Origin of the sequence: Psychrobacter sp. TAE2020 (genome assembly GCF_018919485.1) — a bacterium.
In the GTDB taxonomy this organism is placed as follows: domain Bacteria; phylum Pseudomonadota; class Gammaproteobacteria; order Pseudomonadales; family Moraxellaceae; genus Psychrobacter.
In genome coordinates this window covers 1,323,684-1,340,508 of the sequence record NZ_JAHLMU010000001.1, presented here as the reverse complement: position 1 = coordinate 1,340,508, position 16,825 = coordinate 1,323,684, and the positions used below count along the sequence as shown (strand labels likewise).

At 43.9% G+C, this 16,825-nt stretch carries 10 protein-coding genes, 2 tRNA genes, 3 rRNA genes and 1 pseudogene; 13 read left to right on the top strand and 3 right to left on the bottom strand.

Annotated elements, in window-relative coordinates; genetic code table 11:
- Positions 1–341 precede the first annotated feature (341 nt).
- From KPY62_RS05325 to KPY62_RS05300, 6 genes are all read left to right on the top strand, one after another.
- Complete coding sequence (locus KPY62_RS05325; RefSeq protein ID WP_216581127.1) at positions 342–1,496, top strand: NAD(P) transhydrogenase subunit alpha; 1,155 nt, start codon at positions 342–344, stop codon at positions 1,494–1,496.
- A gap of 54 nt (positions 1,497–1,550) precedes the next feature.
- On the top strand, positions 1,551–1,940 hold the full coding sequence (locus KPY62_RS05320) for a proton-translocating transhydrogenase family protein (RefSeq protein WP_416384027.1): 390 nt from the start codon (positions 1,551–1,553) through the stop codon (positions 1,938–1,940).
- A 14-nt stretch (positions 1,941–1,954) separates the two neighbouring features.
- Complete coding sequence (locus tag KPY62_RS05315) at positions 1,955–3,337, top strand: NAD(P)(+) transhydrogenase (Re/Si-specific) subunit beta (protein WP_216583154.1); 1,383 nt, start codon at positions 1,955–1,957, stop codon at positions 3,335–3,337.
- Positions 3,338–3,566: 229 nt separating this feature from the next.
- The gene (locus KPY62_RS05310) at positions 3,567–4,106 is read left to right on the top strand and encodes a thioesterase family protein (protein WP_216581126.1); all 540 of its coding nucleotides are present in this window, start codon (positions 3,567–3,569) and stop codon (positions 4,104–4,106) included.
- A gap of 209 nt (positions 4,107–4,315) precedes the next feature.
- Positions 4,316–4,525, top strand: a complete 210-nt coding sequence (gene iscX / locus KPY62_RS05305) for a Fe-S cluster assembly protein IscX (protein ID WP_201623065.1) — start codon at positions 4,316–4,318, stop codon at positions 4,523–4,525.
- Positions 4,526–4,610: 85 nt separating this feature from the next.
- The gene (locus KPY62_RS05300) at positions 4,611–5,120 is read left to right on the top strand and encodes a GyrI-like domain-containing protein (RefSeq protein ID WP_216581125.1); all 510 of its coding nucleotides are present in this window, start codon (positions 4,611–4,613) and stop codon (positions 5,118–5,120) included.
- 203 nt (positions 5,121–5,323) lie between these two features.
- Here KPY62_RS05300 and KPY62_RS05295 read toward each other — a convergent pair.
- The 3 genes and pseudogenes from KPY62_RS05295 to KPY62_RS05285 form a co-directional block, all read right to left on the bottom strand.
- A pseudogene (locus tag KPY62_RS05295) lies at positions 5,324–6,253 on the bottom strand (TonB-dependent receptor domain-containing protein); the annotation flags it as partial.
- 327 nt (positions 6,254–6,580) lie between these two features.
- Complete coding sequence (gene dapE, locus KPY62_RS05290) at positions 6,581–7,786, bottom strand: succinyl-diaminopimelate desuccinylase (RefSeq protein ID WP_216581124.1); 1,206 nt, start codon at positions 7,784–7,786, stop codon at positions 6,581–6,583.
- Between the two features lie 121 nt (positions 7,787–7,907).
- The gene (locus KPY62_RS05285) at positions 7,908–8,738 is read right to left on the bottom strand and encodes a 2OG-Fe(II) oxygenase (RefSeq protein ID WP_216581123.1); all 831 of its coding nucleotides are present in this window, start codon (positions 8,736–8,738) and stop codon (positions 7,908–7,910) included.
- Between the two features lie 140 nt (positions 8,739–8,878).
- On the opposite strand from KPY62_RS05285, the gene KPY62_RS05280 reads away from it, so the two are divergent.
- From KPY62_RS05280 to rrf, 7 genes are all read left to right on the top strand, one after another.
- Positions 8,879–9,754, top strand: coding sequence for a 23S rRNA (adenine(2030)-N(6))-methyltransferase RlmJ (locus KPY62_RS05280; RefSeq protein WP_216581122.1), 876 nt, complete (start codon positions 8,879–8,881; stop codon positions 9,752–9,754).
- An 18-nt stretch (positions 9,755–9,772) separates the two neighbouring features.
- Positions 9,773–10,654: a CDP-diacylglycerol--serine O-phosphatidyltransferase gene (gene pssA / locus KPY62_RS05275; protein WP_216581121.1), complete on the top strand. Its 882-nt coding sequence runs from the start codon at positions 9,773–9,775 to the stop codon at positions 10,652–10,654.
- Between the two features lie 877 nt (positions 10,655–11,531).
- Positions 11,532–13,070: ribosomal RNA gene (locus tag KPY62_RS05270) — 16S ribosomal RNA — on the top strand.
- Positions 13,071–13,146: 76 nt separating this feature from the next.
- Positions 13,147–13,223, top strand: a tRNA-Ile gene (locus KPY62_RS05265).
- Positions 13,224–13,231: 8 nt separating this feature from the next.
- A tRNA-Ala gene (locus KPY62_RS05260) sits at positions 13,232–13,307 on the top strand.
- A gap of 349 nt (positions 13,308–13,656) precedes the next feature.
- Positions 13,657–16,518 (top strand): 23S ribosomal RNA (locus KPY62_RS05255).
- 183 nt (positions 16,519–16,701) lie between these two features.
- Positions 16,702–16,816, top strand: a 5S ribosomal RNA gene (gene rrf / locus KPY62_RS05250).
- Together the 16S, 23S and 5S rRNA genes with 2 tRNA genes alongside form the textbook arrangement of a ribosomal RNA operon.
- Positions 16,817–16,825: the final 9 nt, after the last annotated feature.

Genomic DNA, 16,825 nt, shown 5'->3' with positions numbered 1-16,825 from the left:
ATGTTTATAACTATCAATACAGGTTGGTGACAGGCATACGAAAATAAAATATTCGAATATAACAATAAAAGTTATACAAATGCAGCAGACCCCTAACTTTTTATTTACTTGCGAGTCATTGATAGTAAATGAATAGTGATAGATAAGTTCTCTATAATAAAAAGCGATGATGAGATGACAATAAGTATTTATTAAATCTATAGTACTTTACTTATAGCTTTTTATCCTATAAAACGGATAGTAGTGCAAATTTAATTAGTAAGCTTTTAGAAATAAGTCTTTAATCAAGACTTCATTAACTAAGATATTATGTAGGCAGTCAATAGTCGTAAGGAGACGATATGAAAATCGGTGTAGTTAGTGCAGATAGTGCCTATGAGAGTCGGGTAGCGATCACCCCAGATGCTGTCAAAAAGCTAATTAAAATTGGCTTTGAAGTAATAGTTCAATCGGGCGCTGGTCTTGGTGCTTATTACGATGATGCTATGTATCAAGCAGCTGGCGCTAGTATCGCAGCTACTGCTGAAGAGACTGCTACTGAGGCTCGTATTCTTACTAGCGTTCACGACTTGCCAGCAACTTTGATTGAGCAATTGACAGCGGGTCAAATCGTAGTGGGAATGCTTGATCCGTATCGTAATACCAATCTTGATAGCTATGCGACACAAGGCGTAACGACTTTCGCCATGGAGTTACTACCGCGTACTTTGTCACGAGCGCAAAACATGGATGTGCTGTCGTCACAGGCCAACCTCGCTGGTTATAAGGCGGTATTGCTAGCGGCTAACGAATATGCACGACCGTTTCCCATGTTTATGACTTCAGCAGGTACGGTCAAGCCTGCCAAGCTAATAATCTTAGGCGTAGGCGTCGCCGGTCTGCAAGCGATTGCGACTGCTAAGCGTTTGGGCGCAGTAGTTGAAGCCAGCGATTTGCGACCTGCTGCAAAAGAGCAAGTTGAGTCGCTCGGTGGTAAGTGGTTAGACGTACCTATGAGCGAAGACGAGGCACAAAAAGCCAAAGCAACGGGCGGTTATGCGTGGACACCCTCTGAGCAGTATATTAAAGATCAAGCCGCGGTAGTAGATAAAGCGGTTAGCGCGGCTGACATTGTCATTACCACCGCGCAAATCCCTGGCAGACAAGCACCGCGACTAATACATCAAGCAACCATCGCCAAAATGAAAGCTGGCTCAGTATTGATCGATATGGCAGCTGGCACGGGTGGCAATGTCGAAGGCAGTGTCGCTGATGAAACGATTACTACTGATAATGGCGTGCGCATCGTTGGTGCGGACAACATCCCCTCTATGCTAGCGGCACAATCTTCAGATCTGTACGCTAATAATCTAGTTAACTTTATTACTACGCTTATAGCTGCAGTAGAAGAGGGTTCCGTAACTAATGAATTGACGCTAAATCTAAACATGTCAGATGAAATTCAAGGCGCATTAGCGGTGACTCATGACGGTCAAGTACGTCTAGCAAAACGCTAGTTTTACTCGGGCTCACTTTATATGATTAGTAATGAATGAATTTAGGAGGATAAGATGATTGCGACTGTTTTAGTAGCAGCAACCGCTGGTGAAGTTATAGGTAGTACCCCTTTCGTTGCGATTTTTACCATATTTGTGTTGGCTATATTTGTCGGCTATTACGTGGTTTGGGGCGTGACCCCAGCGCTACACACACCGCTAATGGCCGTGACCAACGCGCTCTCTAGTATTGTGATAGTAGGTGCCATGCTACAGACCGTAACTATTGAGGGAAGTGCATTTACCGCTACTAGCTTGCTTGGTGCTTTTGCAGTATTTTTAGCGAGTGTCAATATCTTCGGTGGTTTTGCAGTAACTGAACGTATGCTATCGATGTTCAAACCTAAAGCCAAAAAAGCACCAGCTATCGCCTATGACGCTACTAACAAAGGGGGCAAAGTATGAGTAATTTAACCACTATGATTGCTGCTAATGCCGATTGGTTTTATTTAGTTGGGGCTATATTATTTGTCTTAACTTTACGGGGTTTGTCCAGTCCTAAGACTGCTATTCGTGGTAATCGCTTAGGTATGGTAGCCATGGCTATCGCTGTGGTGACTACTTTCTTCTTAGCAGAAGGGCCTATAGTATGGATGATCGTTGGTGCAATGGTATTGGGCGCGCTAGTCGGCTTATGGAAAGCTAGAACCGTTGCTATGACTCAGATGCCAGAAACGGTGGCTTTGATGCATTCGTTCGTCGGTCTTGCCGCTGTAGCTATTGCTTTAGCGACTGTGTTACATACCGAGGAAGCTTATAGCACTATTACCCGTTTAGAGCTATTTATCGGCTGCTTTATCGGGGCGATTACTTTTTCTGCCTCGTTCTTTGCTTTCGGTAAATTGGCCGCTAAGAGCTGGGCCAAAACGCTAGTTGGCGGCTGGGTTAAGCCAGTACAAGCGTTATTATTTATCGCTATGGTTGGTTTTGGGGCGGTCTATTTCATTACTGATTCACTACCAGCGTTTTATGCGATGACCGTATTGGCCATAGTGTTCGGTTGGATGTGGATTGCGCCTATCGGTGGTGGTGATATGCCAGTGGTAGTGTCGCTATTGAACTCATTCTCAGGGTGGGCAGCAGCAGGAATTGGCTTTACTTTAGGCAACTCAATGTTGATTATTGCCGGCTCGCTAGTGGGCTCATCGGGTGCTATCTTGTCCTACATTATGTGTAAGGCTATGAACCGTTCACTACTGAACGTATTGTTTGGTGGAATGGGTACGACAGCGGTAGCAGCGGGGAGCGATGACGGAGCTCCTAAAAACTATAAATCAGGCTCAGCAGAAGATGCTGGCTTCTTGATGGCCAACTCTAGCGATGTCATTATTGTTCCAGGTTATGGTATGGCGCAAGGGCGGGCACAAAACGCTGTAAAAGAATTGTATGAGTTACTAAAAGCTGAAGGGGTTAGAGTACGTTTTGCTATTCACCCAGTAGCTGGTCGTATGCCTGGCCATATGAACGTTTTGCTTGCTGAAGCTGACGTGCCGTATGATGATATCATTGAGATGGATGAGATAAACTCTGACTTCGCTGGCACTGATGTAGTACTAGTAATCGGTGCTAATGATGTAGTGAACCCTTCTGCTAAAGAAGATCCTAGTTCACCGATCTTTGGTATGCCGATATTGGAAGTCACTAAAGCGCAAACGGTTATGGTGATTAAGCGTTCTATGAATACGGGTTACGCTGGCTTAGATAACAGTCTATTCTATATGGACAAAACGATGATGATCTTTGGTGATGCGAAGAAAATGGTCGAAGAGATGGTGCGTAGTATCAATGGCGCAGGTCACTGATTTTATCTATAAGTCAGTAAGTGTTTTTTAAAAGGCATCAATGCTTAACAAGAATGCTTAACAAGGAAGTCACTGCGGTGGCTTTTTTGCGTTAACTGCTCTTGGCTATGACTGCTTTTTACTTATAAATAGGATTAACTTTAAATGCTGTTAGCCTTACATGCCTAAGACCCTAAATACAGTGATACTTTTTTAGCACCCCTTATACTAGTTAATAAGAATATTACTTATGAATATGTTACTGCGTTTTTTTATTATGACCAGCTTACTTAAGCAGCAATTAAGGCAGCAAGCTACTACTGAAAAACTAAGCATTGAAACTCTGACTGCACCAGTAGTACGCAGCTATCGAGTCTTGCCACAAGATATGGGCTTTCGTAATCATCTGCCCAATTATCGCTATTTGTCTTTTATTGAGCTCAATATCACTCGTTGGCTGCTGGCTTGTTGTCATCAAAAAGACACTGAGCGTCTGCAATGGATCATCGCCATGCAAGAGGTGATTTACCTAAAAGAGATTAAGTTCTTAGATAAAATGATGGTAAACAGTATGCTGGCAGGCTGGGATAGCAAATACGTTTACTTTGAACATCGTTTCCTAGTAAAAAATCAGCTGATGGCAGTAGGTATGACAAAGTTTGTGCTAATGAACAAGCAAGGTAAATGTGCTCCTAGTGTCTTAGATATGTTAGGGGAGCAGCTTACTGAGGTGATTAAGTCGTGGAATACCCACCAAGTAGCGGTCAAGGCGTTACCTAAAAGTCGTTAATACTCACAGCTGCTTTGTCAGACTTGCAAGGTCAATGAACTACAGTTGTTTATAATGACTTTTATATGGGACAAGATACTCTTCTCTCGGCTAGATGCTAAGCTTATCTATACAGCAGACGCTGAATTTTGTTAGGATGGTGCCTATCAATTTCACCCTATTGCTATTAAGCTATTTCTACCAAAGCTACTAACCTGTAAGGAGCTATTATGACCCCGCAAAAATTAAAATGGACAGACAGCTTAGATATCGCCATCGAACTCTATGAAAAGTTCCCTGAGACTGATCCACAGTATGTGCGCTTTACCGATTTGCATCGCTGGATAACTGAGCTTGAAGGTTTTGATGATGATCCTAATAAATCAAATGAAGGCATCTTAGAGTCTATTCAAATGAACTGGATTGATGAAGCTGATTAGTTATCTTTTTACTATTTTTGCTGAGCTCTAATTATTTTTTCACAATAAGCACTACTCTAAACAAAAAAACAGGATAGGCAACACCATGACTCCACAAATTAAAGAGTTAACCACAGCGTTGGCTTGTAAAGGTATCAGCATTCGTACTACCAACATCGCTGAAATCAGCCATGAAACGGCAAAATTAGGTCGATTATGGCAAAAGTTTTATCAAGATCAAGCTGGCCTTTTGATAGATAATGCCGATATCTATGGTATTTACCACGACTACGAGAGCGATGATGAAATCGGTGCTTTTGATGTCGTAGCTGGTTGGGAATTAGGTAGTCAAGAAGGTGAGAGCGAAGAGTCGGATACTGAGACTAAGGCTTATAATGGTACTAAAGTAGCAGTAACTATTCCTGCGGGCAAGTATTTGCTGTTCTCTGAAGAAGGCTATATGCCTAATACCATAATGAATGCTTGGGAGAAGGTTTCTGAGTATTTTAATAGCTCAAGCTGTGAGCATACCCGATCTTTTAACGTTGATTTTGAGCGTTATATTGATGGTAACTTAGAATATGGTCAAGTTGATCTTTATATTGGTGTTGAATAAGTTTATTAACCCCAGTAGAAGTAATCTTTACTGATTATCTGCAAAGCTTAACTACAGCTATTGTGAAGCTTATTTGTTCATCTAACCATCAACTTGACTGATGCAGCAGACTGGCTGTAATAGCAAAAGTGTCTAAGCATAAAAAAGCCGCAACTATTATTTTAGTCGCGGCTTTTTCATAAAAAACTTATTATTAATAGCCATTAAAAGGTTTTATTGAAGCCTAAAGTAAAAGTGCGTGGCAAATTAGGACGTGCACTATAAGGGTTGCGGCTGACGATGGCTTGTTTATCAGCGATGTTTTCAAATTTACCGAATATTTTAGTGTCATAACCTATAGGGAAGTGAGTGATAGCATCAAAAGTGAGTAGTGACTCAGTTTCGCTACGAGGCTTATTAGTACGCTCGCAGCCTACCGACTCACAGATGCCACTAGTGTATTTTGCAGTCAAGTAGGTATCCCAGCCTGAATCCAGCTCAATACCTGCGCGTAAGCTAGCTTGATTTTTGGGTACTAAAGTCAGGCGATCACCATCCAAGGTGCTTTTATAATCCTCGCTCAGCTCTGCTTGAGTATGGGTAAAAGTGGCATTGAGTGGAATGCTATAGCCGGACCTCTCAAAGCTCGTGCCTGCCGATAGCTCTAAACCAGCAATTACTGCTGAGCCACTCTCTTTTTCAGTACCCGAGGTTCGCGAATCACAAGGCGAGTTCTCAGAACAGTTTTTTAGGACGGAATCAAAGTCACTATAGAACCCAACGGCTTCTAGATAGTTATTACCCTCAATATAGCGAGTGCCAAGCTCATAGTTGATACTGACTTCAGGCTCATTAGCATCATTTTCAGATACCCCTGCGCCCAATGGACTGAAGCCTTTGTGTACTCCAGCTATAAGCTGCAGCTTATCATTAAGCTGATAGTTACCGGACAAACTCGGCAACAAGATAGACTGAGTATTGCTTATAAGTGCCTGCTTATCAGTGTTAACCCCTCTTATCTTTTCAGTATCAATACGCTCGTAACGCAAGGCAAGATTTAGAGTTAAAGGGTCAGTGACTTGCCAACTGTCAGTGAGCCAGAGGCTAATAGCATTAGCGGTCTCTTGACGATCATTACTAGCGCTTGGGGCTTTAGTGTTTTGATAGACTAAACGGCCATTAAAAAAAGTAGAGCTAAAATTTAGCTATTACTAATTATAACCAAACATTTGTAATAATAATAACAATAATCATTATCGTTATTGTTTTTAACTCGACAGCAATATTTAGCCATTCCAGTATTAATGGCCTATCCAAAAATTTAGTTGTCAATGGCTTAGAGGGAGGTATAGATAGGTATAGAGATGAAAGACATCATTAATGGGTGGGAAGGTTGAGATGAAACTGTAAAACAAACCATCAGCGCTCAGTTTGTTTTACAGTAGTTTTAACATCGACTAAACTAGAAACTAAAGAATGGTTTATCTATCTAATAGCAATCCTTTCAAAATTCCTTCATAAATCTGGGCAAGCTTACCCAAATCATCAATCTCAACTTTTTCATCGACTTGATGGATAGTGGCATTACGCACCCCTAACTCCACCACTTGCGCTCCGGTTGGCGCAATAAAGCGACCGTCGGAGGTACCACCAGAAGTGGAGAGGGTAGTGTCAGTGCCTGTTACTGATTTAATCGCTTGCTGGCAAGCCGATACTAGCTTACCTTCAGGAGTTAAAAAAGGCTGACCAGATAGCTTCCAATTGATTGCGTATTCAGCCTTACTATCTGCGAAGTGCTCATCAAATATCGCATGAGTCTTAGCTTTTAACTCATCTTCAGTCGTTTCAGTAGAGAAGCGAAAGTTAAATACCATCTCTAAAGTTTCAGGAATGACATTAGTAGCCCCAGTGCCACTATTGATATTAGAGATTTGCAGGGAAGTTGCAGGGAAATACTCATTACCAGCGTCCCAAGTCGCTGCGGTTAATTGCGCTAATGCTGGTAAGGCGGCATGGATAGGATTACAGGCTAAATGGGGATAAGCCACGTGACCTTGCTTGCCAGTTACAGTTAATACTGCCCCTAGAGAGCCACGACGACCGTTTTTGATAATATCACCGAGAGTCTCAGTACTAGAGGGCTCACCGACTAAGCAATAAGTGATTTTCTCTTGACGCGCCTCTAAAGCTTCTATGACTTTAACGGTGCCGTTGATAGAAGGACCTTCTTCATCGGAAGTGATTAAAAAGGCAATTGAGCCGTTATGCTGAGGATGATTGGCGACAAAACGTTCGGCGGCTACCGTAAAAGCAGCAATACCAGTTTTCATATCAGCAGCACCACGTGCCCATAAGTAGCCATCAGCTAAGGTTGGGGTAAATGGCGGATAAGTCCAATTATTTTCATCGCCTGTTGGCACGACATCGGTATGACCAGCGAAGCAAATCACCGGATCTGTAGTGCCACGCCGCGCCCATAAATTCTTGACTTCGGCATGCTCGCCAGTTTTATCTCTATCACCAAAATACATAAATTCGCAGTCAAAACCTGCCTGGGTAAGACGCTCTGATAAAATATCTTGGCAACCATCATCATCAGGGGTAACTGAAGGACGTTCTAGCAAGGTGATGCTAAGATCAACAGTGGCTTGTTGATGGGTTACTGCTTGCTTGTTAGTATTAGACATGTCGAACCTTTTATTTTTAAATGAAAGTGTTGATATACTCTAAATGACCCCGTTTAATTCGTGTAGTCTGGGTGCATAGCTCACTCTATGAATAATTGGTAGGCTGTGCTCAGTCCAGCATTTACAAACTGCCTTCTTCAATAAACGGTACTAAGCCGTCACGGCGCATCCAAGTCGCGATAGAGTAACGTTGGCGATGAGCGATTTGTACTTGATGACGTAAGTCGCTATCAAAAACTACCAAACTATTGGCAACGGGCAATACCTGATGATGAATTCCATGCTTGTCCACTATTTCTAAGGCACCACCGTCTTTGGGTTGCCAGTCATCATTGAGATAAAACACTGCTGATATAACACGCTCATTGCGATTAGCAGGATTATCTCTATGCCATTGATAGCCAAAACCGCTAGGGTAGCAAGCATAATGTGCTTCGCTATGGCGAATACCGGCGAATAAGCTACGGTTCAAAACAGTAGCTAGCTGGTTAATACTTTGTAGATAATAAAATCCAGCAAAGAAGTTTTCAGTGATCCAGCGAATCTTATCACCACGAATATCACTGAGGCGAATACCAGCAGTAAGCTGGGCTTGACGATAATCGACAAAACCACTCTCGGATTGTAGAGCCAGTAGCGCTTTATCAGCGAAAACCTTATCAATAACTATCCAACCGTTATTCACTAACTGATCAAGATGGCTATCGTTAAGATTGTTTTGCCAATCGACTAAAAAGTCAGAGCTTTGTAGTCCTTGCTGGGTAGGGTTATTGAGATTAATAGCTGAATTGGCATCAGCAATGAGCTTGCTATTGGAGTTAGGGCTAGGAGTAAGTAAAGGTGGATTATCAGCACCTATCGGATGATCAATAGCTAGCTCTATAAGATTTGCGTCTATATTATTTAAATTACTAGTTAACTTAGTAGTTAGATTACTGGCAATTACGCTCATTATTACCCTTGTTAGACCTTTATTTATCTCTAGAGGCATCAATCGATGCTCAATCACGCCTATTTACCAAAACCAGCGTTATCTTTTAGCCATCCTATGCTACCATAGATGCAATTTTTCTTATTTAAACTTTTGAACTTATGAACTATAAACACGCCTACCACGCTGGTAACTTTGCCGATGTGGTCAAACACATTTTATTAATACAATTGCTCAATCAATTAGGGCAAAAGAATAAGCCTTTTTATGTGTTAGACGCTTATGGCGGTCGTGGACTGTATTCGCTTGGCAGTGAAGAAGCACGCAAAACGGGTGAAGCCAAAGGTGGTATTCAAGCTCTAGTGAATGCTGATACTGAAAAAGCTCCTGCTGCTGTTAAACAGTATGTAGAAGGGGTTAAGCAAGCTCGTTTTACTTACGATACTAAAGTCTGTCCGGGATCACCGTGGTGGATTGGCCATCATATTGAAACCAATCCAGATGCTGGTGTACGCGGTGAAGCCTTTGAAGCCAAAGCTAGCGAGTATGATGCACTAAACTATCAGCTACATAGATTACCGATTGGTATTCAACATCGTGATGCTTTTGAAGGTATCACAGCAGTCATTCCACCAAAAGAAAAGCGTGGCTTAGTTCTATTAGATCCACCGTATGAGCAAGAACACAAAGACTTTACTCGTCTTATCGACTTATTAGTAACCGCTTATAACAAATGGCCACAAGGCACTTATGCTTTATGGTTTCCGATCAAGAACATTGATGCTGTTGAGCTGTTTTATAAGAAGCTAAAACGTACCGAGATGAGACGTCAGCTGATTTGTGAGCTTAATATCTATCCTAACGATATTGCTGTTGGTCTTAACGGCACTGGTATGCTTATTATCAATCCACCTTGGCAGTTCGATAATCACGCTCGTGAAATCTTGCGTTTCTTACAGCCGATACTAAAAGTTGCTGACGCGCCTAACTTGTCACCAGATAGTGCTACTAATGTGCGCTGGTTAGTCGGCGAATAGGCAAATAAGGATACGGTTATGAGCACTGAGCAATCACCCCATGACACTCGAAATAATATTAGTGATAGCGTGGCCACTCAGCCGCCTTTCATTAATGAGCATGAGTTCAATATACGCTTAGCAGATAACGATAATTATGATGGTCTGACCTTTGAGGTTATTGAGACTGAAGTCGCTGAAGGAAAGCCAGTAGTGAGTAGGGGTGTTTACTTAGCTCCCAATCTTATTACCACTTTATCGCTACTGTCCGGTTTTTTCTCTATTTTAGCCAGTACTAGAGGTGATTTTTATCCGGCTGCTTTAGCGATATTTCTATCGGCGATCCTTGATGGTGCCGATGGTAGAGTGGCGCGGATGCTTAATGCGCAAAGCCCGTTTGGTGAGCAGTATGACTCACTAGCAGATATGTTGGCTTTTGGCGTTGCCCCTGCAATTTTGGTTTATAGCTTTGCTTTAGAGCCGTTAGGTCGAATTGGTATAGGTTGTGCTTTTGTGTTTACGGCTTGTGGCGCCTTCCGCTTGGCGCGCTTTAACGTCCAAGTTGGCATAGTCGATAAAAAGTATTTTGTTGGTTTAGCCAGTCCGCTTGCCGCTATCTTAGTTACTGCGGCAGTGATGGTTGCTATCGATCACAACCAGTGGATTGGCCAGCAAGATAATTTAATCATGGCTGCATTCGCCGCTTGGATAGTAATCTGTGGTCTGCTAATGGTCAGTAATGTTAAATACTATAGCTTTAAAGAGTTTGATAAAAAGAAAGTCCCTTTTGTGGCTCTGATTATTGCAGTATTAGTACTGAGTATTGTGATCTACGACATACCCGTTGGTATTTTAGCTATAGGTATTATCTATGCGCTATCAGGTATCGTTAGTACTATGAAAGCTAAAGCTAGCAGTTAACGATAGTAGCCATTGTATAGACTTTAAAGCCGCTTATTAATAAGCGGCTTTTTTAGTTCTAAGGTTAGGATGTTAAGAGGTGCATAAAGGTTAAATGACTAGTGATTAATATATGGATGAGAAGATTGATTAGCAATAGTGAACTTTAAGCTTATAATAAAAACAGTTTAGACAAAGCCCTTGACCACTGAATAAAAACTAGTATAATGCGTCCCAGTCGGAACGGAAGAGCGGCTTTATGGGAGTGGTTTACCGCTTGGAGTAAAGTTAGCTAAATAACTTCTTGACACCCAGATTAAAGCGTCTATAATACGCACCTCAGCAAGACAAGCGGTAGCAATTAGGAAGTGATCAGTCACTTAATAATTAGCGCGTAAATCTACTGAAACGAATTAGAATAAAGGGTTGACAGACTATATAAACATGATATGATAGTCAGCTCGCTAAACAAGATAAGCAAATGTCTTTGATTGATTAGTGTAATAATCCTCTACTGGACGACAGCAGAGCGATACTATTTAAAAGCATAACTAAAGAACAACTTGTGTGGATTTTTGTTGATTCAGAATGTTAAAAAATAAAGTTGACTATCTTTTCTTTTTTAGTGTAATAATCCTCTACTGGACGACAGCAGAGCGATACTATTTAAAAGCATAACTAAAGAACAACTTGTGTGGATTTTTGTTGATTCAGAATGTTAAAAAATAAAGTTGACTATCTTTTCTTTTCGGGAAGATTATTAACTATAAAAATTATCATTTAAGACAGCAAGAAAACTCAAAGTTAATTCATTTAAATGAAAACATACGAAGAGCGTAATTGCCAGATTAGATGAGCCAAGTTTAGGAGCTTCTTTAAAGAGCTTCATAGCAAGATTAAACTGAAGAGTTTGATCATGGCTCAGATTGAACGCTGGCGGCAGGCTTAACACATGCAAGTCGAGCGGTAACAGGAGAAGCTTGCTTCTCGCTGACGAGCGGCGGACGGGTGAGTAATACTTAGGAATCTACCTAGTAGTGGGGGATAGCACGGGGAAACTCGTATTAATACCGCATACGACCTACGGGAGAAAGGGGGCAGTTTACTGCTCTCGCTATTAGATGAGCCTAAGTCGGATTAGCTAGATGGTGGGGTAAAGGCCTACCATGGCGACGATCTGTAGCTGGTCTGAGAGGATGATCAGCCACACCGGGACTGAGACACGGCCCGGACTCCTACGGGAGGCAGCAGTGGGGAATATTGGACAATGGGGGAAACCCTGATCCAGCCATGCCGCGTGTGTGAAGAAGGCCTTTTGGTTGTAAAGCACTTTAAGCAGTGAAGAAGACTCCGTGGTTAATACCCACGGACGATGACATTAGCTGCAGAATAAGCACCGGCTAACTCTGTGCCAGCAGCCGCGGTAATACAGAGGGTGCAAGCGTTAATCGGAATTACTGGGCGTAAAGGGAGCGTAGGTGGCTCGATAAGTCAGATGTGAAATCCCCGGGCTTAACCTGGGAACTGCATCTGATACTGTTGAGCTAGAGTATGTGAGAGGAAGGTAGAATTCCAGGTGTAGCGGTGAAATGCGTAGAGATCTGGAGGAATACCGATGGCGAAGGCAGCCTTCTGGCATAATACTGACACTGAGGCTCGAAAGCGTGGGTAGCAAACAGGATTAGATACCCTGGTAGTCCACGCCGTAAACGATGTCTACTAGTCGTTGGGTCCCTTGAGGACTTAGTGACGCAGCTAACGCAATAAGTAGACCGCCTGGGGAGTACGGCCGCAAGGTTAAAACTCAAATGAATTGACGGGGGCCCGCACAAGCGGTGGAGCATGTGGTTTAATTCGATGCAACGCGAAGAACCTTACCTGGTCTTGACATATCTAGAATCCTGCAGAGATGCGGGAGTGCCTTCGGGAATTAGAATACAGGTGCTGCATGGCTGTCGTCAGCTCGTGTCGTGAGATGTTGGGTTAAGTCCCGCAACGAGCGCAACCCTTGTCCTTAGTTACCAGCGGGTTAAGCCGGGAACTCTAAGGATACTGCCAGTGACAAACTGGAGGAAGGCGGGGACGACGTCAAGTCATCATGGCCCTTACGACCAGGGCTACACACGTGCTACAATGGTAGGTACAGAGGGCAGCTACACAGCGATGTGATGCGAATCTCAAAAAGCCTATCGTAGTCCAGATTGGAGTCTGCAACTCGACTCCATGAAGTAGGAATCGCTAGTAATCGCGGATCAGAATGCCGCGGTGAATACGTTCCCGGGCCTTGTACACACCGCCCGTCACACCATGGGAGTTGATTGCACCAGAAGTGGATAGCTTAACCTTCGGGGGAGCGTTCACCACGGTGTGGTTGATGACTGGGGTGAAGTCGTAACAAGGTAGCCGTAGGGGAACCTGCGGCTGGATCACCTCCTTATAGATGACATTCGGTTGACAAGAATTCACAACAAGTTGTTCTTTAGTTTAAGCTTACGTTTATTACAAGCGTAATTGGGTCTGTAGCTCAGCTGGTTAGAGCACCGTGTTGATAACGCGGGGGTCAGTGGTTCAAGTCCACTTAGACCCACCATTTTATATGGGGCCATAGCTCAGTTGGTAGAGCGCCTGCCTTGCACGCAGGAGGTCAACGGTTCGACTCCGTTTGGCTCCACCACTATAAACGGTTTGTAGGCTTTAGATGCTAATAAGTAAACAGAATTAAGTGATCGTCACTGATTATTTACTTCTGTTTTATACAGAATCTGTGACTCGATGAGAGCATAGAAACTATTTAAAAACATAGATATGAGTCTGGGTTAGAAAGGGCGTGTTCACGCGCACTTTTTAACCTTGATAATCGATTCCTTAACGACATCAGTTGTTATCCCAGGAATTGATTATCAAAAAGTAATAAGAGAACTGAATCAAGCGTATAAAATTAGGTGATATCGTTATCATAATTAGAGCGTATGACACTTTGAAGTCAAATCTTATTTATAGGATAAGACTACTTGGGGTTGTATGGTCAAGTAATGAAGCGCACATGGTGGATGCCTTGGCAGTCAGAGGCGATGAAAGACGTGACAGCCTGCGATAAGCTTCGGGGAGGCGGCAATATCCTGTGATCCGGAGATTTCTGAATGGGGAAACCCACTTAGCATAAGCTAGGTATCTCGTACTTGTACGAGAGGCGAACGAGGGGAAGTGAAACATCTCAGTACCCTTAGGAAAAGACATCAAATGAGATTCCCCAAGTAGCGGCGAGCGAACGGGGAGAAGCCGATTAGTACTAGAATAGAAGAACAGCGTGGGAAAGCTGACCGTAGTAGGTGATAGTCCTGTATTTTAAATTCTAGTATTAACATATTAAGTAGGGCGGGACACGAGAAATCCTGTCTGAAGATGGGGGGACCATCCTCCAAGGCTAAATACTCCTGACTGACCGATAGTGAACCAGTACCGTGAGGGAAAGGCGAAAAGAACCCCTGTGAGGGGAGTGAAATAGAACCTGAAACCGTGTGCGTACAAGCAGTAGGAGCCTCAATTTATTGGGGTGACTGCGTACCTTTTGTATAATGGGTCAGCGACTTATGTTCTGTAGCGAGGTTAACCATTTAGGGGAGCCGTAGGGAAACCGAGTCTTAATAGGGCGAATAGTTGCAGGGCATAGACCCGAAACCGAGTGATCTATCCATGAGCAGGTTGAAAGTGCCGTAACAGGCACCGGAGGACCGAACCCACTATCGTTGAAAAGCTAGGGGATGACTTGTGGATAGGGGTGAAAGGCTAATCAAACTCGGTGATAGCTGGTTCTCCCCGAAAGCTATTTAGGTAGCGCCTCGGACGAACACCATTGGGGGTAGAGCACTGTTTCGGCTAGGGGGTCATACCGACTTACCAAACCGATGCAAACTCCGAATACCGATGAGTGATATCCGGGAGACACACAGTGGGTGCTAACGTCCATTGTGGAGAGGGAAACAACCCAGACCGCCAGCTAAGGCCCCAAATTCCTAGTTAAGTGGGAAACGAGGTGGGAAGGCATAGACAGCTAGGAGGTTGGCTTAGAAGCAGCCATCCTTTAAAGAAAGCGTAATAGCTCACTAGTCGAGTCGGCCTGCGCGGAAGATGTAACGGGGCTCAAACTAGGAGCCGAAGCTGCGGATTTGAATTTGTTTTCAAGTGGTAGGGGAGCGTTGTGTAAGCCTGTGAAGGTGTGTCGTAAGGCATGCTGGAGGTATCACAAGAGCGAATGCTGACGTGAGTAACGATAATGCGAGTGAAAAGCTCGCACGCCGGAAGATCAAGGGTTCCAGTCCAACGTTAATCGGGGCTGGGTGAGTCGACCCCTAAGGCGAGGCCGAAAGGCGTAGTCGATGGGAAATCAGTTAATATTCTGATACTTGTTTATAATGCGATGGAGGGACGGAGAAGGTTATGTCAGCCTGGCGTTGGTTGTCCAGGTGAAAGGATGTAGGCTTACAGTTTAGGCAAATCCGGACTGTAATATGGCTGAGATCTGATAGCAAGCTGTACTTGTACAGTGAAGTGGCAAATACCATGCTTCCAGGAAAAGCTTCTAAGCAATAGTTATAAACGAATCGTACCCTAAACCGACACAGGTGATCAGGTAGAGAATACCAAGGCGCTTGAGAGAACTCTGCTGAAGGAACTAGGCAAAATGGTACCGTAACTTCGGGAGAAGGTACGCTGTTGATGGTGATAGGACATGCTCCTTGAGCTTTCGACAGTCGCAGATACCAGGCTGCTGCAACTGTTTATTAAAAACACAGCACTCTGCAAACACGAAAGTGGACGTATAGGGTGTGATGCCTGCCCGGTGCTGGAAGGTTAATTGATGGGGTTAGCGTAAGCGAAGCTCTTGATCGAAGCCCCAGTAAACGGCGGCCGTAACTATAACGGTCCTAAGGTAGCGAAATTCCTTGTCGGGTAAGTTCCGACCTGCACGAATGGCATAATGATGGCAGCGCTGTCTCCAGCAGAGACTCAGTGAAATCGAAATCGCAGTGAAGATGCTGTGTACCCGCGGCTAGACGGAAAGACCCCGTGAACCTTTACTACAGCTTTACATTGAACTTTGACCTGACTTGTGCAGGATAGGTGGGAGGCTTTGAAGCAGACACGCTAGTGTTTGTGGAGCCAATCTTGAAATACCACCCTGGTCATGTCGGGGTTCTAACTCAGGTATAACAGTACCGAGGACAATGTATGGTGGGTAGTTTGACTGGGGCGGTCTCCTCCTAAAGAGTAACGGAGGAGTACGAAGGTGCGCTCAGACCGGTCGGAAATCGGTCGTAGAGTATAAAGGCAAAAGCGCGCTTAACTGCGAGACCCACAAGTCGAGCAGGTACGAAAGTAGGTCTTAGTGATCCGGTGGTTCTGTATGGAAGGGCCATCGCTCAACGGATAAAAGGTACTCTGGGGATAACAGGCTGATACCGCCCAAGAGTTCATATCGACGGCGGTGTTTGGCACCTCGATGTCGGCTCATCTCATCCTAGGGCTGAAGCAGGTCCTAAGGGTATGGCTGTTCGCCATTTAAAGAGGTACGCGAGCTGGGTTTAGAACGTCGTGAGACAGTTCGGTCCCTATCTACCGTGGGCGTTGGAAATTTGAGAGGATCTGCTCCTAGTACGAGAGGACCAGAGTGGACGAACCTCTGGTGTTCGGGTTGTCACGCCAGTGGCATTGCCCGGTAGCTACGTTCGGATGGGATAACCGCTGAAAGCATCTAAGCGGGAAGCCCACCTCAAGATAAGATTTCCCTAAAGAGCCGTTGAAGACTACGACGTTGATAGGCAGGGTGTGGAAGTGCAGCGATGCATGTAGCTAACCTGTACTAATTGCTCGTTTGGCTTGACCATACAACACCCAAGTGGTTTGTATGAACCGCTCTAATTAATCTATCTTGTATAAGCGTAAGCTTATAGAATATATATATTTCGATATCACCTTTAACCTTGATTCAGTTAGGTTATAAGTTGGTCGACTAAAAGTTTATACTTGCAGTCAATAAAAACAACAACAGACTCATATCTAACCCCTTTGCTGACGACAATAGCATGATGGCCCCACCTGATCCCTTCTCGAACTCAGAAGTGAAACATCATTGCGCCAATGGTAGTGTGGCTCCGGCCATGTGAGAGTAGGTCATCGTCAGCTCTCTATTCT

Excerpts from the sequence above, each read along its gene's own strand:
- KPY62_RS05325 (WP_216581127.1), top strand. The coding sequence starts at position 342 with ATGAAAATCGGTGTAGTTAGTGCAGATAGTGCCTATGAGAGTCGGGTA.
- KPY62_RS05320 (WP_416384027.1), top strand. The coding sequence starts at position 1,551 with ATGATTGCGACTGTTTTAGTAGCAGCAACCGCTGGTGAAGTTATAGGT.
- KPY62_RS05315 (WP_216583154.1), top strand. The coding sequence starts at position 1,955 with ATGATTGCTGCTAATGCCGATTGGTTTTATTTAGTTGGGGCTATATTA.
- KPY62_RS05310 (WP_216581126.1), top strand. The coding sequence starts at position 3,567 with ATGAATATGTTACTGCGTTTTTTTATTATGACCAGCTTACTTAAGCAG.
- iscX (WP_201623065.1), top strand. The coding sequence starts at position 4,316 with ATGACCCCGCAAAAATTAAAATGGACAGACAGCTTAGATATCGCCATC.
- KPY62_RS05300 (WP_216581125.1), top strand. The coding sequence starts at position 4,611 with ATGACTCCACAAATTAAAGAGTTAACCACAGCGTTGGCTTGTAAAGGT.
- dapE (WP_216581124.1), bottom strand. The coding sequence starts at position 7,786 with ATGTCTAATACTAACAAGCAAGCAGTAACCCATCAACAAGCCACTGTT.
- KPY62_RS05285 (WP_216581123.1), bottom strand. The coding sequence starts at position 8,738 with ATGAGCGTAATTGCCAGTAATCTAACTACTAAGTTAACTAGTAATTTA.
- KPY62_RS05280 (WP_216581122.1), top strand. The coding sequence starts at position 8,879 with ATGAACTATAAACACGCCTACCACGCTGGTAACTTTGCCGATGTGGTC.
- pssA (WP_216581121.1), top strand. The coding sequence starts at position 9,773 with ATGAGCACTGAGCAATCACCCCATGACACTCGAAATAATATTAGTGAT.